This window comes from uncultured Bradyrhizobium sp. (assembly GCF_947648125.1).
Taxonomy (GTDB): Bacteria; Pseudomonadota; Alphaproteobacteria; order Rhizobiales; family Xanthobacteraceae; genus Bradyrhizobium.
Genome location: NZ_CANSMR010000031.1, coordinates 15,103 through 30,961 on the forward strand (window position 1 = coordinate 15,103; position 15,859 = coordinate 30,961).

General features: G+C 65.0%; 16 protein-coding genes. 4 read left to right on the plus strand and 12 right to left on the minus strand.

Annotation, left to right across the window (positions count from 1 at the left end; translation table 11 throughout):
- Positions 1-8: 8 nt before the first annotated feature.
- From Q0030_RS34035 to Q0030_RS34045, 3 genes are read right to left on the minus strand one after another with little or no spacing between them, the layout of a single operon-like run.
- Complete coding sequence (locus Q0030_RS34035; protein ID WP_298377414.1) at positions 9-1,445, minus strand: TIGR01777 family oxidoreductase; 1,437 nt, start codon at positions 1,443-1,445, stop codon at positions 9-11.
- The gene (locus tag Q0030_RS34040; protein WP_298377416.1) at positions 1,442-2,107 is read right to left on the minus strand and encodes a DUF4166 domain-containing protein; all 666 of its coding nucleotides are present in this window, start codon (positions 2,105-2,107) and stop codon (positions 1,442-1,444) included. The genes Q0030_RS34035 and Q0030_RS34040 overlap by 4 nt, the downstream gene beginning before the upstream one ends.
- Before the next feature lie 26 nt (positions 2,108-2,133).
- Entirely contained in the window at positions 2,134-2,691 is a 558-nt protein-coding gene (locus Q0030_RS34045; RefSeq protein WP_298377418.1) for a MarR family transcriptional regulator, read from the minus strand.
- Between the two features lie 241 nt (positions 2,692-2,932).
- Between Q0030_RS34045 and Q0030_RS34050 the strand changes: the two genes are divergently transcribed.
- A complete protein-coding gene (locus Q0030_RS34050) occupies positions 2,933-3,745 on the plus strand; it encodes a methyltransferase domain-containing protein (protein WP_298377420.1) in 813 nt (270 codons plus the stop codon).
- A 9-nt stretch (positions 3,746-3,754) separates the two neighbouring features.
- Here Q0030_RS34050 and Q0030_RS34055 read toward each other — a convergent pair whose 3' ends face one another.
- The 5 genes from Q0030_RS34055 to Q0030_RS34075 form a co-directional block, all read right to left on the minus strand.
- Positions 3,755-4,054 (minus strand): acylphosphatase, encoded by a 300-nt coding sequence (locus Q0030_RS34055; protein ID WP_298377423.1) that lies wholly within the window; start codon positions 4,052-4,054, stop codon positions 3,755-3,757.
- Positions 4,051-4,917 (minus strand): isocitrate lyase/PEP mutase family protein, encoded by an 867-nt coding sequence (locus tag Q0030_RS34060; RefSeq protein WP_298377426.1) that lies wholly within the window; start codon positions 4,915-4,917, stop codon positions 4,051-4,053. The genes Q0030_RS34055 and Q0030_RS34060 overlap by 4 nt, the downstream gene beginning before the upstream one ends.
- A gap of 103 nt (positions 4,918-5,020) precedes the next feature.
- Positions 5,021-7,036: an acetyl/propionyl/methylcrotonyl-CoA carboxylase subunit alpha gene (locus Q0030_RS34065; protein WP_298377429.1), complete on the minus strand. Its 2,016-nt coding sequence runs from the start codon at positions 7,034-7,036 to the stop codon at positions 5,021-5,023.
- 168 nt (positions 7,037-7,204) lie between these two features.
- Positions 7,205-7,411: a hypothetical protein gene (locus tag Q0030_RS34070; protein WP_016840474.1), complete on the minus strand. Its 207-nt coding sequence runs from the start codon at positions 7,409-7,411 to the stop codon at positions 7,205-7,207.
- 53 nt (positions 7,412-7,464) lie between these two features.
- Positions 7,465-7,587: a hypothetical protein gene (locus Q0030_RS34075; protein ID WP_298377439.1), complete on the minus strand. Its 123-nt coding sequence runs from the start codon at positions 7,585-7,587 to the stop codon at positions 7,465-7,467.
- A 158-nt stretch (positions 7,588-7,745) separates the two neighbouring features.
- Here Q0030_RS34075 and Q0030_RS34080 point away from each other — a divergent pair, with 158 nt between their 5' ends.
- Entirely contained in the window at positions 7,746-8,543 is a 798-nt protein-coding gene (locus Q0030_RS34080; protein WP_298377442.1) for a thermonuclease family protein, read from the plus strand.
- A 91-nt stretch (positions 8,544-8,634) separates the two neighbouring features.
- Positions 8,635-11,103, plus strand: coding sequence for a PAS domain-containing protein (locus Q0030_RS34085; protein WP_298377445.1), 2,469 nt, complete (start codon positions 8,635-8,637; stop codon positions 11,101-11,103).
- Between the two features lie 19 nt (positions 11,104-11,122).
- Here Q0030_RS34085 and Q0030_RS34090 read toward each other — a convergent pair whose 3' ends face one another.
- The 4 genes from Q0030_RS34090 to Q0030_RS34105 all read right to left on the minus strand — a co-directional run bounded on the left by Q0030_RS34090 (position 11,123) and on the right by Q0030_RS34105 (position 15,532).
- Positions 11,123-11,419 carry a septal ring lytic transglycosylase RlpA family protein gene (locus tag Q0030_RS34090; RefSeq protein ID WP_298377448.1) on the minus strand — a complete coding sequence of 99 codons (297 nt, stop codon included), beginning with the start codon at positions 11,417-11,419 and terminating at the stop codon, positions 11,123-11,125.
- 107 nt (positions 11,420-11,526) lie between these two features.
- A complete protein-coding gene (locus Q0030_RS34095; RefSeq protein WP_298377451.1) occupies positions 11,527-14,238 on the minus strand; it encodes an EAL domain-containing protein in 2,712 nt (903 codons plus the stop codon).
- Positions 14,239-14,370: 132 nt separating this feature from the next.
- Positions 14,371-14,889 (minus strand): hypothetical protein, encoded by a 519-nt coding sequence (locus Q0030_RS34100; RefSeq protein WP_298377455.1) that lies wholly within the window; start codon positions 14,887-14,889, stop codon positions 14,371-14,373.
- A gap of 148 nt (positions 14,890-15,037) precedes the next feature.
- On the minus strand, positions 15,038-15,532 hold the full coding sequence (locus tag Q0030_RS34105; RefSeq protein WP_298377457.1) for an ArsI/CadI family heavy metal resistance metalloenzyme: 495 nt from the start codon (positions 15,530-15,532) through the stop codon (positions 15,038-15,040).
- A 94-nt stretch (positions 15,533-15,626) separates the two neighbouring features.
- On the opposite strand from Q0030_RS34105, the gene Q0030_RS34110 reads away from it, so the two are divergent.
- Positions 15,627-15,854 (plus strand): hypothetical protein, encoded by a 228-nt coding sequence (locus tag Q0030_RS34110; RefSeq protein ID WP_298377460.1) that lies wholly within the window; start codon positions 15,627-15,629, stop codon positions 15,852-15,854.
- The last annotated feature ends 5 nt before the right edge of the window (positions 15,855-15,859 follow it).

The window sequence follows — 15,859 nt, forward strand, 5'->3', positions numbered from 1 at the left end:
CGCCCTCCTCACAAGATCGCCTCGAACGCGCTGCGCAAGGTTTCGTGCCGGAACACAAAGCCGTTGCTCAGCGCCTTGTTCGGCAGCACACGCTGGCCGCCGAGCAGCAGCTCATTGGCGAAGTCGCCGCCGACTACGCGGAGCAGCGCGGCAGGGACGCGGAAGACCGCTGGCCGATGCAGGCGCCGCCCCAGTTCCTCGGTGAATTTCGTGTTGGTCACCGGGATCGGCGCGGTCGCATTGATCGGGCCTGAGAGCTCCGGCTTCGCGATCACATGCGCGATCAGGCGCACCAGATCGTCACGCTCGATCCACGACATCCACTGCTTGCCCGAGCCGAGCGGGCCGCCGAGACCGAATTCGAACGGCGTCAGCATCCGCGTGATGAAACCGCCGTCGGTGCCGACCACGAGGCCGATCCGCAAATGCGCCACGCGCACGCCGTGATCGGCGGCCAGCTTCGCCGCATTTTCCCAGGCCTCGCACAGCTCATGACTGAAGCAGGCATGGGATTTCGCCGACTCCGTCAGCACCTGGTCCTGCCAGAGCCCGTACCAGCCGATCGCGGAACCGCTCACCAGCACCGACGGCTTGCGTTCGAGCCGCGCGATCAGCCTGACGACTTCGGCCGTCATGTCGATACGCGAGGCGATGATCTTGCGGCGCTTGGCTTCAGTCCAGAGACCGTTGCCGATCGGCTCGCCCGCGAGATTGACGATGGCATCGATCTCTGAATCGGCGGGCAGCTGGTCGAGGCTCGTGATCAGCGTCACTGGCGGCGACAGCATCTCGGCCTTCGCCGGATTGCGGATCAGCGCAATCACCTGACGGCCTGATGCAGTGAGGCTTGCGGCCAGGCGGCTGCCGATGAAACCGGTCGCGCCGGTGATGAGCACGGTCTGCCGCGCTGGCAGTTTCTCGACCAAGGTGGCGGCCGGCACGCTGGACATCCGTCCCAGCCGCCTGGCGGCGGCGAAGTCACGCGCACCGAACAGCGCGGCACCGAAGGCCGCGGCGGTTGCGAACACGCTTAGCAGGCCCGCATAGGCCGGCACGACAGCAGTCGGCAGCATCGCCCAGCCGATCAGGACCGGCACCAGCAGCACCAGGATGGCGCCATAGTTGATCGCCAGCAGCGTATGATTGATCCGCTCGCTCGGCGGCAGTTTCCGGCTCAGATCCTCCTCGACGAAATCCATCAGCGTGATGACGATTTCGACGACCAGCACGGCCATGACGGCGATCGCAAGAATGCCATGCACCTGGAGCCAGCCGAGCACGAGGAACAGCAGCGCATAAAGCATGTTCCGCACGCTGTGCAACTGAAGCTCATGGCGCTGCGAGGGACGCCAGGCGAGCCGCTCGGTGAATTCATGGTGATAGAAGGTGTCGAAGGCGCCCATCGCGATCTGGATCGCGACGAGGGTCCAAAGCAGCGGCGTCATGACGAGGCCTCCCTGAACACGGCGGACTGACGGATCAGCCGGCCGAAACGCGGGTGGATGATCTCCAGCGTGAAGCGGAAGTCGCCGCAGCCGAGATCGGAATGCGTCACGGTGAGATCGCCGGGCGTGAGCCATTCAGGCAGTTGCATCCGAAGCGGCCCGAGCCGCAGCGAATAGCCGACGCTGTGAAACACCAGCGCCTCGTGCTCGACCGCGATCCGCAGCGCCATGCTGAGGCCGAAGCCGACATACTCCTCAAGCCCGGTCGGTCCGGCAAAGCGCTTGGCGGAATGAATCACCTGCGGAAAGCCGTCGCGGCGCGCGCAGATGCGGGTCCAGATCTGGCCGCCGCTCGCGGCGTCCTCGGTGACCGTGACGATCATCGGCACGCCGGTCTCGGTGCCGGTCGGCAGCGGCCCGCCGATCAGCCGCGCGGCCTGTGCCAGCCACCATCCGGCGCGGCTGCTCGAGGCTTCCTCGACCTCGCCGACATAGACGACGGTGTTGCCGTCCTCGAACCGCTTCGAGAAACGGCGCCAGATCGCAACCGGCAGGCGGCCCCAATCTTCATCCGGCAGCAAGGCGCGGAAACGATGGTCGTCGAACAGTTTCGTATCGGAAGCCGGCGCTGTCTTTAAGGTGGTCATCCTTGCTGACGCCATCGCATACTCCCGTTACGCTGCGGCCCCTATTTGGCTCTGCCTGTCGGCAGGAAACTCACGATCTTCTCGCCGAGCTTGACCAACGCGACCAGGCGCGGCCGCGGCACGTTCAGCATCTGCGTGTACCAGCGGTCGACTAGCTCGGTGAATGTCAGCATCTCCTTCAGCCGCTTGCTGGCGACCGGGCTGATGGCGGGATCGTCGGCCGCGTCGGAGACGCAAGCGCGCAGCGCTGCAAGCGCGGGATCGATCTCCCGCTCCTTGCGCCCGGCCGCGATCTTCGCCGCGACCTCCCAGATGTCGGTCTCGGCCTCGAAATGGTCGCGGCGGTCGCCGAGGATCGGCACCCGCCGGATCAACCCCCAGGACAGCAATTCCTTGATCGAATTGGAGACGTTGGAGCGCGCCATGCCGAGCGTGTCGGCAATGTCCTCCGCGGTCATCGGCGCCTCGGCGAGGTAGAGCAGCCCGTGGATCTGGCTGACCGAACGGTTGACGCCCCATTCGTCGCCCATGTCGCCCCAATGCAGGATGAAGCGCTCGACGACGGCGGGAAGTTTTCTCTTGGCGGTTATTTCTGTCATGACAGAAATATCAGATTGTTCAGAGCGGAAGTCAAGGGTCATCGATGGCGCTCAGAAAGGCCGCGCGACGCAGCACGCCTTCTCTCCTGTGTGCCCCCAGCGAGGGTGATTCATCACAGATCACGAGTTTTCCTTTGTCGCGGCCGAAGTCTTCGTCCAACCTGATCCGGGTGGACGATTTTTTCAGCCGGACGGCGGGCTGTCGACATGAGCCAGCTTCACGGCCAACAAGGAGCTTGCGATGCCAGCGTCCGACAAGGAGTTCGTAGGGTCCATTCCGGAGCTTTACGACCGGCTTCTCGTGCCGATGATCTTTGAACCCTACGCCCGCGATCTGGCGCAGCGGGCCAAGGCCATTGGCCCGCGCGACCTCCTCGAGACCGCCGCAGGCACCGGTGCCGTCACCCGAGCGCTGTGGTCGGCGCTCGGCCGCGACACACGGATCGTGGCGACCGACCTGAATGAACCCATGCTCGAACGGGCGAAGTCGCGGATGCCGGACGGGGCCGATACCAGGTGGCAACAGGCCGACGCACTCAACCTGCCGTTCGACATTGCGAGCTTCGATGTCGTCGCCTGCCAGTTCGGCGCGATGTTCTTCCCCGACAAGCCCAAGGGCTATTCGGAGGCTCGCCGCGTGCTGAAGCCGGGCGGCCGTTTCCTGTTCAACGTGTGGGATCGCATCGAAGACAACGAGTTCGCCGACGTGGTCACCCAGGCATTGGCAGAGGTCTTCCCGGCCGATCCGCCGCGATTCCTCGCGCGCACGCCCCATGGCCACTACGCGCCAGACCCGATCCGGGCCGATCTTTTGGCCGTGGGCTTCAGCACGGTCGAGATCGACACCGTCCGGCTGCGAAGCCGGGCGAACGCGCCGCACGATCCGGCGATCGGTTTTTGCCAGGGCTCACCGCTGCGCGGCGAGATCGAGGCACGCGGCGGTATCGGACTTGATGCTGCGACCGAGCACGCCGCAGCGGCGCTCGCACACCGCTTCGGCAACGGCGCGATCGAAGGCCGCATCCAGGCGCTGGTGATCACGGCGGTCGCGTAGCGCCGCGCGTCAGACCGTCGGCAGGACCGAGAACCGCTCCCCTGCCCGGCGCAGGTTCAGGAGATCGGAACTGCCTATTCCGGCGTGCACGGCATCGACCCGCGCAGAGAACGGACCGCGGCCACAAGCAGAGACCATGTCGGCGACGACGTCCTCGGCCCCGGCAAACACCGCCTCGACGCTGCCGTCGCGGCGGTTGCGGACCCAGCCTTCGAGGCCGCGCGAGTTCGCCTGCTCGTCGACCCAGGCGCGATAGCCGACGCCCTGCACGCGGCCGCTGATCGTGACATGGTGGATCGCGCCGCTCATTTCTTTAGGCCGAGGAACTCACCGCTGCGCGCCTTGGTCTCCGCCTCGCGCATCACGCGGCCGGTCAGTTCGGACGAGGCGACGCCTTTGAGATCCTTCGGCGAGGTGCCTTCGCGCAGCGCCTTCAGCGTCTCGTAGACGGCCTGGGTTGCGGCCGCGAATGGCGCGTGGCCCTGGAGCGCGATCCTGACGCGCTGGCTTGCCAGATAGTCCAGCGCGGTCATCTCCTCCGGCGCGCCGCCAAGCACGATCGGCAGCGTCGTCGCAGCCGAGAGCGCCTCGAGCTCCCCGCGCGACTTGATGCCGGTGAAGAACAGTCCGTCGACGCCGACCGCCTCATAGGCCCTGGCGCGTGCGATCGCGTCGTCGAGATCAGTGATCGACACAGCGCCGGTCCGGCCGAGAATGACAAGCGACGGATCGCTGCGGCCGTCGAGCGCGGCCTTCATCTTGCCGACGCCTTCCTCGAGCGAGATCAGCTGCGCCTTGGCCTGGCCGAACGCCTGCGGCAGCAGCGTATCCTCGATGGTGAGGCCGGCGGCGCCGGCGGCTTCCACTTCCTGAACCGTGCGACGGACATTGAGCGCGTTGCCGTAGCCGTGATCGGCATCGACCAGCACCGGCAGGGTCGACGCCCGCGACATCCGGCGTACCTGCTCGGCGAATTCGGTCAGCGTGATCAACGCAATATCGGGATCGCCCAGCACGGCGAGTGACGCCACCGAGCCGCCGAACATGCCAAGCTCGAAGCCGAGATCCTCCGCGATCCGGATCGAGGTCGCGTCATAGACCGAGCCCGGGCGAATGCAGGTTGATCCGCTCAGAATCGATCGCAATGCTTCGCGGCGTTTGCGGAAGGCCATGGCAGGACTCCTCAATTCGTCATTGCGAGGAGCGCAGCGACGAAGCAATCCAGACCTTCGCTGCCGCACGATGGATTGCTTCGCTGCTCTCGCAATGACGGGTCTATGCGAACTCCAGGATCAGCGCGTCGACCGCGAGCGTGGCGCCGGCGGCGGCGTGGATCTTCTTGACCGTGCCGTCGCGTTCGGCACGCAGCACGTTCTGCATCTTCATGGCTTCCACCACCGCGAGCGTCTCGCCGGCCTTGACCTCCTGGCCCTCGGTCACCGCGATCGACACCACGAGCCCGGGCATCGGGCACAGCAACTTCTTGCCGGTGTCGGCGGCCGAGACCACCGGCATCAGCCGCGCCGAGGTCGCCTCGGTCTCGGTGAAGACATAGACCGGCACCTCAAAACCCTGATGCGCGAGACGGAAGCCGTTGTTGATGGCCCGCACCTGCACGGCGACAAAATTGCCGTCGATGGTGCCCTGCCAGACCGGCTCGCCCGGTGCCCAGCTCGACACCAGGTTGTGTGGATTGCCCGGCAAGCCGTCGGTGCCGATGAAGCGCACCGCGATAGCATCATCCTCGCGCGCGACATCGAGCGCGATCTCGGCGCGGTCGAGCCACACCGCGCGGCGGCGCTCGCGCTGCACGACGCGGCCGCCCATCTGGCCGGAGATCTGCCGCTTGCGCTCGCCCAGCACGTGATCGATCGCAGCGCCGACCGCCGCGAGCCGCCGCGAGATCTCACCTTCGGGCGCACGCGCGGAAAATCCTTTCGGGAATTCCTCCGCAATGAAGCCGGTCGAGAGCCGGCCCTCGCGCCAGCGCGGATGGTTCATCAAGGCCGACAGGAACGGAATGTTGTGCCTGATGCCGTCGACGTAGAAGGCGTCGAGCGCGGTCGCCTGCGCTTCGATCGCCGCGGCGCGCGACGGGGCATGGGTGACGAGCTTGGCGATCATCGGATCGTAATGGATCGAGATCTCACCGCCTTCCTGCACGCCGGTGTCGTTGCGGATCGTGATGCCGTCATGGCTGGCCTCGGCCGGCGGACGGTATTTCACCAGGCGGCCGATCGACGGCAGGAAGTTGCGGAACGGATCCTCGGCATAGACGCGGGACTCCACCGCCCAGCCGGTCAGCGTGACGTCCTTCTGCGCGATCGCTAGTTTCTCGCCGGCCGCGACGCGGATCATCTGCTCGACGAGGTCGATGCCGGTGATCAGTTCGGTGACGGGATGCTCGACCTGCAGGCGGGTGTTCATCTCCAGGAAGTAGAAGCTCTTGTCCTGGCCGGCGACGAATTCCACGGTGCCGGCAGAATCGTAGTTCACCGCCTTGGCCAGCGCGACAGCCTGCTCGCCCATCTTGCGGCGGGTTTGCTCGTCGAGCAGCGGCGACGGCGCTTCCTCGATGACCTTCTGGTTGCGGCGCTGGATCGAGCACTCGCGCTCGCCGAGATAGATCACGTTGCCATGCTTGTCGCCGAGGATCTGGATCTCGATGTGCCTGGGATCGACAATGAATTTCTCGATGAAGACGCGGTCATCGCCGAACGACGACTTCGCCTCGGCCTTGGCGAGGTTGAAGCCTTCGGCGACTTCGCTCTTCGAATGCGCGATGCGCATGCCCTTGCCGCCGCCGCCGGCGGAGGCCTTGATCATCACGGGGTAGCCGATCTCATCGGCGATCTGGACCGCGTGCTTGTCGTCCTCGATCACACCGAGATGGCCCGGCACGGTCGAGACCTTGGCCTTGGCCGCGGCCTTCTTGGATTCGATCTTGTCGCCCATCGCGGCGATGGCGCCGGGGTTCGGGCCGATGAAGACGATGCCGGCGGCTTCCAGTGCGCGCGGAAACGCCTCGCGCTCGGACAGGAAGCCGTAACCGGGATGCACGGCCTGTGCGCCGGTCTTGCGGCAGGCGTCGACGATCTTGTCGATCAGAAGATAGCTCTCGGCCGCGGCGGGCGGGCCGATCAACACGGCGTCGTCGGCCATCTCGACATGCAGCGCGTCGCGGTCGGCCTCGGAGTAGACGGCAACCGTCTCAATCCCCATACGGCGCGCAGTCTTGATGACCCGGCAGGCGATCTCGCCGCGGTTGGCGATCAGGATTCGTTTGAACATGCTCTTCTTGCTTGGGCTTTGGGCAGGATTCCTCCCCCGCGCAATCCGGCACGGGCGATTGGGCGTGACCACTCCGTGGTACAGCAAAATGCCCCGGAGGCAAATGCAGACCGGACCCGGCGCCTGGCCGGTTCTTGTCCGATTCTTGGCGGTAGCCTGAGGGGTATTTCAGCCCGAATAGGTCTTGAAGCGGCCGCGCGAATGCGCCTTGGCAACGGCCTTCATCAGCTCGCTGACCTCATTCTCCAGGAATTCGTTGGCCACGATCAGCGCCCGGATGGTCGCGCGCAAATTGCCACCGCAGGCGGAAATAGCCTGATCGACAGCCGCTTCCAGCCCGTCATCGTCATCAGATTCGGGCCGTGCAGACATCATGGGGCATCCGGGATTCAGGTGGCACATCATGTTCCTATTTTGTTCTCATGAAGTCAATCGGATCTTTGGACGCTATCTGCTGAAGCGCCTGTCTCTTCCGCCGCCAGCGCGAGACATTGCAGCGTCCAGATGTCGGTGATGACATCGGCGATGAGGTTGATGATGAACTCGGCCATATCAGCATCCCTTCGATGGCAGTGTCCGGCCGTTCTACGTCGCGGAATGCCGATCGGGATGTGACGGCGCGCACGCATCTCTTGCGAACAGGCCTTGGTTGGATCGTACCTGCCTGTGCTAGAAGTCCGGCTGCCCGCCAAAGATCTGAAGTGAGAAAATGCGGTTTCGCAATCCGGTCATCACGACGCTTCTCCTGACATGCCTGTCCGCAAGCCCTGTCCTGTCTGCGACGGCGGCCCCGTCTGCGACCGGTGGCCCCTCTGCCACGGCGATCGTCAAGGACGCCGGCACGGTTCAGCTCGGCAACACGGTTTATCGGCTCGACGGCATCGACGCGCCGGCGGCCGACCAGCTCTGCATCGACGAGCACGCCGACGTCTGGACCTGCGGGATTGAAGCGCGCGACCAGCTGACAAAGCTGATCGGCGGCAAACCGATTCATTGCGACGACATCGGCGTCGACCCGACTTTCAAGAAGCGCCGCCTCGGCGTCTGCAAGCTCGAGGGCGACCCGACCAGCCTCAGCCAGGTGATGGTACAGAAGGGCTATGCCCTGAACGTCGAGACGTCGGCCACTGGCCGATTCAAGCCGGATCAAGCCACCGCCAAGGACAGTCGCGCGGGGCTGTGGAAAGGCTGCTTCGTGGCGCCGCGCGATTTTCGCCTCGGCAAGAAGGACGGCGCCCTGCTCGGCAACGCCTGCCCCACCGACCGTGACACGCAGATCCGCAATGCGCTCTTCCCCGACGACCTGCCGATGCCGGCAAGCTGCAACATCAAGGGCAAGTACGCCGTGCGCGCCCGCGTCACCGGCAATGTCGGCATCTATCATTTGCAGGCGTGCCGCAGTTACCCGGGCCTCGGCAATCCGGATCGCTGGTTCTGCTCCGAGGAAGACGCGCAGGCCGCCGGGTTCCGCAGGGCCTATAATTGCCGTCCGCCCAAAGGCAAATGAGGGGCAAGTGACGGGCAAGTGATCGCCGCAAATCGCGCTGGAAAAACCGCCGCTTCCTGTGTGAAACTGCGCCAAGAGGTTGCCGGCGCGTATGACCCCACCCGATCCCGCTGATGTGCTTCCCGAAGCTGCGGCAGCCGAACGGCTGCGGCAGCACCTTGAGGAGATCGCGCGCGAACGCGATCGGGCCCATCGCGAGCTTCAGGAGCGCGAGGCCGAGCTGGCCCGGATCCAGCGCATCGCGCGGGTCGGCGGGCTCGAGATCGATTTCCGCGACGGCGTGCGCAACCGCCGCTCTCCCGAATATCTGCTGGTGCACGGCCTGCCGCCCGAGGAGACCAACGAGACCTATGAGAACTGGGTCGCGCGCATCCACCCCGACGATCGCGAACGAACCATCAGCCACCTGTTCGGCGTGCTCAAGGCCGGCGGCGAGGATTACACCGCCGAGTACCGCATCATCCGCCCGAACGACGGCGAGAGCCGCTGGATCCGTGTCGTCGCCAAGATCGACCGCGACCGCAACGGCCGTGCGCTGCGGCTGGTCGGCGCCGATCTCGACGTCACCGACCAGATGCTGGCGCAGGAAACCCTGCGCGAGAGCGAGGAGCGCTTCCGCCTGATAGCCGACAGCGCGCCGGTGCCGATCTGGGTGACCAAGCTTGACCGCACCCGCTCCTTCGCCAACCAGGCCTATCTGGATTTCCTCGGCCTGCCGTTCGAGGAAGCGGTCGTGTTCGACTGGCGCAAGGCACTGCATCCGGATGATCTGCCGAACATCCTGCAGGAGCAGATCACCGGCGAATTGTCGCTCAAGCCATTCGTGCTCGAGGCACGCTATAAGAATGCCGCCGGCGATTGGCGCTGGCTGCGCTCGGAATCGCAACCGCGCTGGGACCCGAACGGCAAGCATATCGGCTTCATCGGCGTCGCCCATGACATCACGGCGGCGAAGGAAGCCGAGATCGAGCTGCGCAAGCTCAACGAGTCGCTGGAACGGCGCATCCTGGAGCGCACCGCACAGCTCGAATCCCGCGAAGCGCAGACGCGCGCGATCCTGGAAACCAGCCATCAATATCAGATGCTGCTCAACCGGGATGGCGATCTGCTCTACACCAACCAGACCGCGCTGGCCGGCATCCGCGCCGAGGCCACCGACGTCGTCGGCAAGCCGTTCTGGGACACGCCATGGTTCACTGCTACCGACGGCATGCCGCGCCTGATCCAGAATGCCTTTGCGACCGCGATGCGCGGCGAAGAGGTCAAAATCGAGCTGCGGCTGCAGCTGCCGATCGGCGAGCGCTATTTCGATTTCGCGATGCGCCCGCTGCAGGACCAGCACGGCATGATCGTCGGCGCAGTGCCGGAGGCCGTCGACATCACCGAGCGGCGGCGCGGCGAAGAAGCCTTGCGGCAATCGCAGAAGATGGAAGCGGTCGGCCAGCTCACCGGCGGCGTCGCGCACGACTTCAACAATCTGCTCACCATCATCCGCTCCGCGACCGACTTCCTGCGCCGCCGCGAGCTGCCGGATGAGCGGCGACGCCGCTATATCGACGCGATCTCCGAGACTGTCGAGCGCGCCTCCAAGCTCACCGCACAGCTCCTGGCGTTCGCGCGCAGGCAACCGCTCAATCCCGAAGTGTTCAATGTCGGAACGCAGGTCGACAGCGTGGCGCAGCTGATCCGCCCGCTGGTCGGCGCCCGGATCCATATCGAGGTCAGGATCGAGGATCCCGACTGCTTTGCGATCGCCGACATCGGCCAGTTCGAGACCGCGATGATCAACCTTGCGGTCAATGGCCGTGATGCCATGAGCGGCGAAGGCCAGCTGACGATCGGCGTCAGGAAGGTCAAGCACATCCCTGCCCTGCGCGCCCAGGCCTCGCGCAGCGGCGATTTCGTGACGGTCTCGATCCAGGATACCGGCACCGGCATCTCGCCGGAAAATCTCGACGCGATTTTCGAACCGTTCTTCACGACCAAGGAGGTCGGCAAGGGAACGGGCCTCGGGCTGAGCCAGGCCTTCGGCTTCGTCAAGCAATCCGACGGCGATATCGAGGTGACCTCTACGCCGGGGCACGGCGCGACCTTCACCATCTATCTGCCGCAGGCGATGCGCCCGGCGGACGCCAAAGTCGCGGCCAACGCGGGCATCGAGCAGGCCTCGATCGGCCGCGGCTATCGCGTCCTCGTGGTCGAGGACAACGACGATGTCGGCCAGTTCTCCACCGAGCTGCTCGAGGATCTCGGCTATTCGGTCAAGCGCGCGGCCAATGCCAACGCAGCGCTGTCGATCCTCTCCGAGAACGAGTTCGCCGCCGACCTCGTGTTCTCCGACGTGATCATGCCCGGCATGAACGGGGTCGAGCTCGCCGGCGTGATCCGCGATCGCTTTCCCGGCCTGCCGGTGGTGCTGACCAGCGGCTACAGCAACGTGCTCGCCGAAAACGCGCACAGCGGCTTCGAGCTGATCCAGAAACCCTATTCGGTCGAGGCGCTGTCGCGCACGCTCCGCAAGGCGATCGCCGAGCAGCGGGCGACCGCCTCAAAGCCCTGATCCCCCCACAGGCCGCGAGCTACTCGATCACGACATGCGCGACGCCGAGCTGAAGGATGCCGAGCGCACGGGCCGCCGTAGTCGAGACATCGATGATCCGCCCGCGAATGAACGGTCCGCGGTCGTTGACCCGGCAGCGGATCGATTTCCCGTGATAGGACACGGTGACCATGCTGCCGAATGGCCGCTTGCGATGCGCGCAGGTCATCTCGCCGCTCCTGCCGATGCCATGATAATAGGACGCAAGGCCACTCTCTGCGTTCGCCATGCACGAGGTAAACAGCAGCATGGCCGCGGACGTTACTGCGGTCTTCATCGATTGCCTGCCGGTCGAGCCCCGCAATGGAACGCGGTTCCACGGTTTCGGTTCCGCGCCCGAGACGTCGGCAGGTCGATTTTTTGGAACTTTTCAGCGAGAGCCGCTCAGGCGGCGTCCTCGACGCTGTCGGCCGCGAGCAGGGTCCGCAGGTCCTGCGCCGGAACCGGCTTGCTGAACAGATAGCCCTGCATCTGTGTGCAGCCCAGCATCTGCACGGTATCGCGCTGCTGATCGGTCTCGACGCCCTCGGCTGTCGTGATCATGTTGCGGTCCGCCGCGATCGAGACCACCGCGCGAATGATCGAGGCCGAGCCGCTGTTGCGGGTCACTTCCTTGACGAAGCTGCGGTCGATCTTGATCTTGTCGAACGGGAAGCGCTGCAGATATTGCAGCGACGAGTAGCCGGTGCCGAAATCGTCGAGCGCGATGTGGACACCGAGCGCGCGCAGCTGGCCGAGCGTGACCAGCGCCGCATCGTCGTCGGCGATCAGCACCGCCTCGGTGATCTCGAGCTCGAGCCTGCGCGGGTCGAGCCCGCTCTCGGCAAGCGCGCTCGCAACCTTCAGCGCCAGCGTCTCCGACTTGAACTGGATCGGCGAGACGTTGACCGCAAGGCGCACATGCGCCGGCCAGGCCGCCGCCTCGATGCAGGCGGTGCGCAACACCCACTGCCCGATCTCCTCGATCAGCCCGGTCTCCTCGGCGACCGGGATGAACTCAGCCGGCGAGATCATGCCGCGCACCGGATGGCGCCAGCGCAGCAGCGCCTCGCAGCCGGTCACCTCGTCGCTGCGCAGGTCGACCAGCGGCTGATAGTGCAGCTCGAAGCGGTCCTCCGCCAACGCACTACGCAGATCGGCCTCCAGCGCGCGGCGCAGATTGGCCTGCCTCTCCATCGCCGGATCGAAGAAGCGGTAGGTCCTGCGGCCGGCGGCCTTGGCCGCGTACATGGCGAGGTCGGCGCATTTGAGCAGGCCGAACAGGTCGGACCCGTGACGCGGGGCGATCGCAATGCCGATGCTGGCGTCGCTCGACAGCCAATGACCGTGGCAGTCGAACGGCGTACGCAGCGACTGATAGACGCGCGCGACCAGATCGCTGACGTCGTCGTCCGACATGATGTCATGCTGGACGATCGCGAACTCGTCGCCACCGAGGCGCGCGATGAAGTCGTTCGATCCGACCGACTGGCGCAGCTTCTCGGCCACGCGCCGCAGGAATTCATCGCCGATCGGATGACCCAGCGTGTCGTTGATTCGCTTGAACTCGTCGATATCGATGTAATGGATCGCGAACTCGCGGACGGTCGCCTCGCGCAACAATTCTTCCGCGTGACGCTGGAACAGCGTCCGGTTCGGCAGATTGGTCAGGGCATCGTAATGCGCGAGATACTCGATCTGCGCCTGCGCACGCCGCCCGTCGGTGACGTCCTCGAGCGTGGTAGCCCAGCCGCCGTCAGGCGCACGCTTGTAGATCAGGCGGATGCTGCGGCCGTCGGGCGTCATGATCACCGAGTCCCGGATTTCATCACCCCTGGGATTGGTGAACCGCGCACAATATTCATCGAGATCGCCGACGAATGAACCGAGCGCCTGGCGATGCAGGATCAGGTCGCGCAGATGGCATCCGGGCTTGGCGACATCGGGCGACAGGCCGAACATGTCGATGTATCGCTGGTTGCAGATCACGAGCCGCGCCGAGGCATCGAACAGCAGGAGCCCCTGCGTCATGGTGTTGATCGCGGTGTCGAGATGCTGGCTCTTCTCGGACAGCCGGCGCTGTACCGCATCGTGCTGCCGCTGCAACTGGCGGACGATCAGGAAGATCGTCATGACGACAATGAGCACCGCCAGCACAGCGGCGCAGAACTGCAGCTTGGTCTGGGCGCGCCAGTCCTCCAGCGCGCTGGAGGTCCTCGTGGTTGCAAGGATCAGGATCGGAAAATGCGACAGTGACCTGACCGCGCCGACATTCTCCTCGCCCGAGGCGCCGACGAACCGTCCCGACAGATTGCCGCCAAGACTGATGACCTTCCGGAACAGCGGCTGGTCGACGATGTTGCGGCCAACCACGCCGGCATCCTGCGGATAACGCGCGATGATCGTGCCGTCGCGATGGATCATCGAAATCACGGTGTCGCCGTTCAGCGCCAGCGAGGCCACGAAATCCTCGAAATGGCTGGGCTCGACGCCGCGGCTCGCGAAGCCGATGATCTCGCCGTTGCGCCCAGTGATCTTGCGCGCAAAGATCGTGGTCCAGTTGCCGGTCACCTTGCTCATCGCGGGTTCGACGATCACCGGCGACGTCGGACGTCCCGAGGTGAACTCCTGGAAATAGCGCCGTTCGGCGATGCTGACGTCGGGCACCGGCCACATCTCGGACGAGTTGATCAGCCATCCCTTGGCATTGAACAGATTGAGCCCGCCGACATGCGGCAGCGCGGCCAGCCGCGTGCGCAGCATCTCGTGCGCGCTCAGGAGCGACATGTTCTTTTCGAACTGATCGGCGGTCTCGACCTGCTCCGACCGCAGATAGTTCACGATGTCGTCGTGGACATGCTGGAGGTCGCTGAGCTGCTGGTCGAAGTGCCGCGACAGCAGCAGCGCGGTGTTGTTGAGCTCGCGTTCGGACATCTCCAGCGCGCGCTCGCGAAACTGCAGCGCGAGGTAACCGGTGCCAAGCGTGATGGCGAGCACCAGCAGCGCGGCGCTCAGGACGAGCCACTGAATGGCGCCCATCCTGGTGGCGCGCAACACACCTTTGATCGACAGCCGCCGGTGCTCAGGCTTCACGCTGTTCGTTGACACAACCGACATTTTCCTGCCCCTGCGGGTGCCCTTCTACGGGAACACAACCCAAGGGGTCGTTAGGAAAATCAGTTATCGGACTGTTAAGGTGGATGAGTAGCTGAGCGCGATCAGCACGGGCATCCTCAGGACGCGACCGCATCAGGCGGCCCCGTTCGCCTCCTTCAGGCTGCATTCGATCAACGCGCCCTCAATGCTGAATTTCGAGAATGGAGAGAACGGCGTCGCGGCCTTGAGCGCGGCGAAGAATTGCGAGTCGCCCGGACTCTTGAGGAGAAAACGGATGTGGCTGGCCGCCAGCGCATCACGCGACAGCCAGACGACGCCGGAGAACAGCGCCACGAGCATCTGTGCGTAATCGCTGACATCGGCGAGGCCGAGATCGTAGATCGGAGACACATTGATGAACCGCGCGCTGAGAGCCGGCGACGTATATCGGCTCATCAGGAGACGCCTGACCTGGCAGACCGCGTGGACCCGTTCGCCGTCGGTCAGGTGATACAGCCCCTGACTGTCGCCTTCCCTGGCGGTCAGCGCTTCAAAGGCTCCGATGCCGCCAAAGGTGGCAAAATCCTCTCCGACGCCTTCAGCGTCCTTCTTCCATTGTGCCTTGATGAGACGCCAGGACCGCTCAGGATCCTTGATTGGCAAAAGCCGCATGGTTAAGGGGCTGTTAGCACGGAGGGGAGTCGTCGCTGGGATAATATGTCGCAGGCATTAAGCCTTTGCTTACAGCGGTAGCCGGCTGCGCCGACATGGCGACTGCCCTGGCCGCGTCTCGGCGCGAGCCTGCGCAATCGCCCTTAGCTCACGATCTGCAGCAAGCCGAAGCCTCGGGCGGCGCGGGCTGGGGCTCCGGCGCACAACAGGCGCTCTGCTGCCCGTCCAGCTTCTCGTGTGCGACGCGCGCGGTCCGCTCGCCGCTGCCGTCGCCGTAGACGATGCTTTCGCCTGTCGTATGGAAGGTCTCCCACGCGATCCCCGCGGGATCATCGATCCATGACTTCTCGGACTTGGCATAGCAGCACACCGTCTGTCCCTGCTCGATCACCTCGCCGCCCGCCTTGCGCAGCCGGCCGTAGACCTCGCCAAGCTCCTCGGCGGTCTCCACCTGAATGCCGAGGTGATCGAGCCCCGGCGCGCGGCCACGGGTCGAGATCGCGAAGTTGACGCGGGGATCGTCGAGCATCCATTTGGCATAGTCGGATTTCACGACCGTCGGTTCGGCGCCGAACAACGCCGAGTAGAAGCCGACCGATTGCGGGATGTCCTTGACGGCGACGTGAACATGCATGCGCTTCATGGAGGCGATCCTTTCGGGCGGCGACGCTGGATGGATATTCCATCCCAAGCATGCTCAGATATCAACAGCGTTACAACAGGAGTCCTACTGCGGAATGGATGCGCTCACGCTGTTCGGTTTGTTCGCCGTGACGATGATGCTCGTCTGCTACGCAGCCGAGGATCGCAGCCGATGGTTCATCCTGGCCTTCGCAGTTTCCTGCGCGCTCGGCTCGGCCTACGGTTTCCTGCAGGGCGCCTGGCCGTTCGGACTGGTCGAAGCGATCTGGGCCGTCGTCGCAGCGCGCCGCTGGCTGATGCGCCGAACCGCTGACGGCGTGTAACGTTA

Coding starts and splice junctions, on each gene's coding strand:
- Q0030_RS34035 (WP_298377414.1), bottom strand. CDS start 1,445: ATGACGCCGCTGCTTTGGACCCTCGTCGCGATCCAGATCGCGATGGGC.
- Q0030_RS34040 (WP_298377416.1), bottom strand. CDS start 2,107: ATGGCGTCAGCAAGGATGACCACCTTAAAGACAGCGCCGGCTTCCGAT.
- Q0030_RS34045 (WP_298377418.1), bottom strand. CDS start 2,691: ATGACAGAAATAACCGCCAAGAGAAAACTTCCCGCCGTCGTCGAGCGC.
- Q0030_RS34050 (WP_298377420.1), top strand. CDS start 2,933: ATGCCAGCGTCCGACAAGGAGTTCGTAGGGTCCATTCCGGAGCTTTAC.
- Q0030_RS34055 (WP_298377423.1), bottom strand. CDS start 4,054: ATGAGCGGCGCGATCCACCATGTCACGATCAGCGGCCGCGTGCAGGGC.
- Q0030_RS34060 (WP_298377426.1), bottom strand. CDS start 4,917: ATGGCCTTCCGCAAACGCCGCGAAGCATTGCGATCGATTCTGAGCGGA.
- Q0030_RS34065 (WP_298377429.1), bottom strand. CDS start 7,036: ATGTTCAAACGAATCCTGATCGCCAACCGCGGCGAGATCGCCTGCCGG.
- Q0030_RS34070 (WP_016840474.1), bottom strand. CDS start 7,411: ATGATGTCTGCACGGCCCGAATCTGATGACGATGACGGGCTGGAAGCG.
- Q0030_RS34075 (WP_298377439.1), bottom strand. CDS start 7,587: ATGGCCGAGTTCATCATCAACCTCATCGCCGATGTCATCACCGACATC.
- Q0030_RS34080 (WP_298377442.1), top strand. CDS start 7,746: ATGCGGTTTCGCAATCCGGTCATCACGACGCTTCTCCTGACATGCCTG.
- Q0030_RS34085 (WP_298377445.1), top strand. CDS start 8,635: ATGACCCCACCCGATCCCGCTGATGTGCTTCCCGAAGCTGCGGCAGCC.
- Q0030_RS34090 (WP_298377448.1), bottom strand. CDS start 11,419: ATGAAGACCGCAGTAACGTCCGCGGCCATGCTGCTGTTTACCTCGTGC.
- Q0030_RS34095 (WP_298377451.1), bottom strand. CDS start 14,238: ATGTCGGTTGTGTCAACGAACAGCGTGAAGCCTGAGCACCGGCGGCTG.
- Q0030_RS34100 (WP_298377455.1), bottom strand. CDS start 14,889: ATGCGGCTTTTGCCAATCAAGGATCCTGAGCGGTCCTGGCGTCTCATC.
- Q0030_RS34105 (WP_298377457.1), bottom strand. CDS start 15,532: ATGAAGCGCATGCATGTTCACGTCGCCGTCAAGGACATCCCGCAATCG.
- Q0030_RS34110 (WP_298377460.1), top strand. CDS start 15,627: ATGGATGCGCTCACGCTGTTCGGTTTGTTCGCCGTGACGATGATGCTC.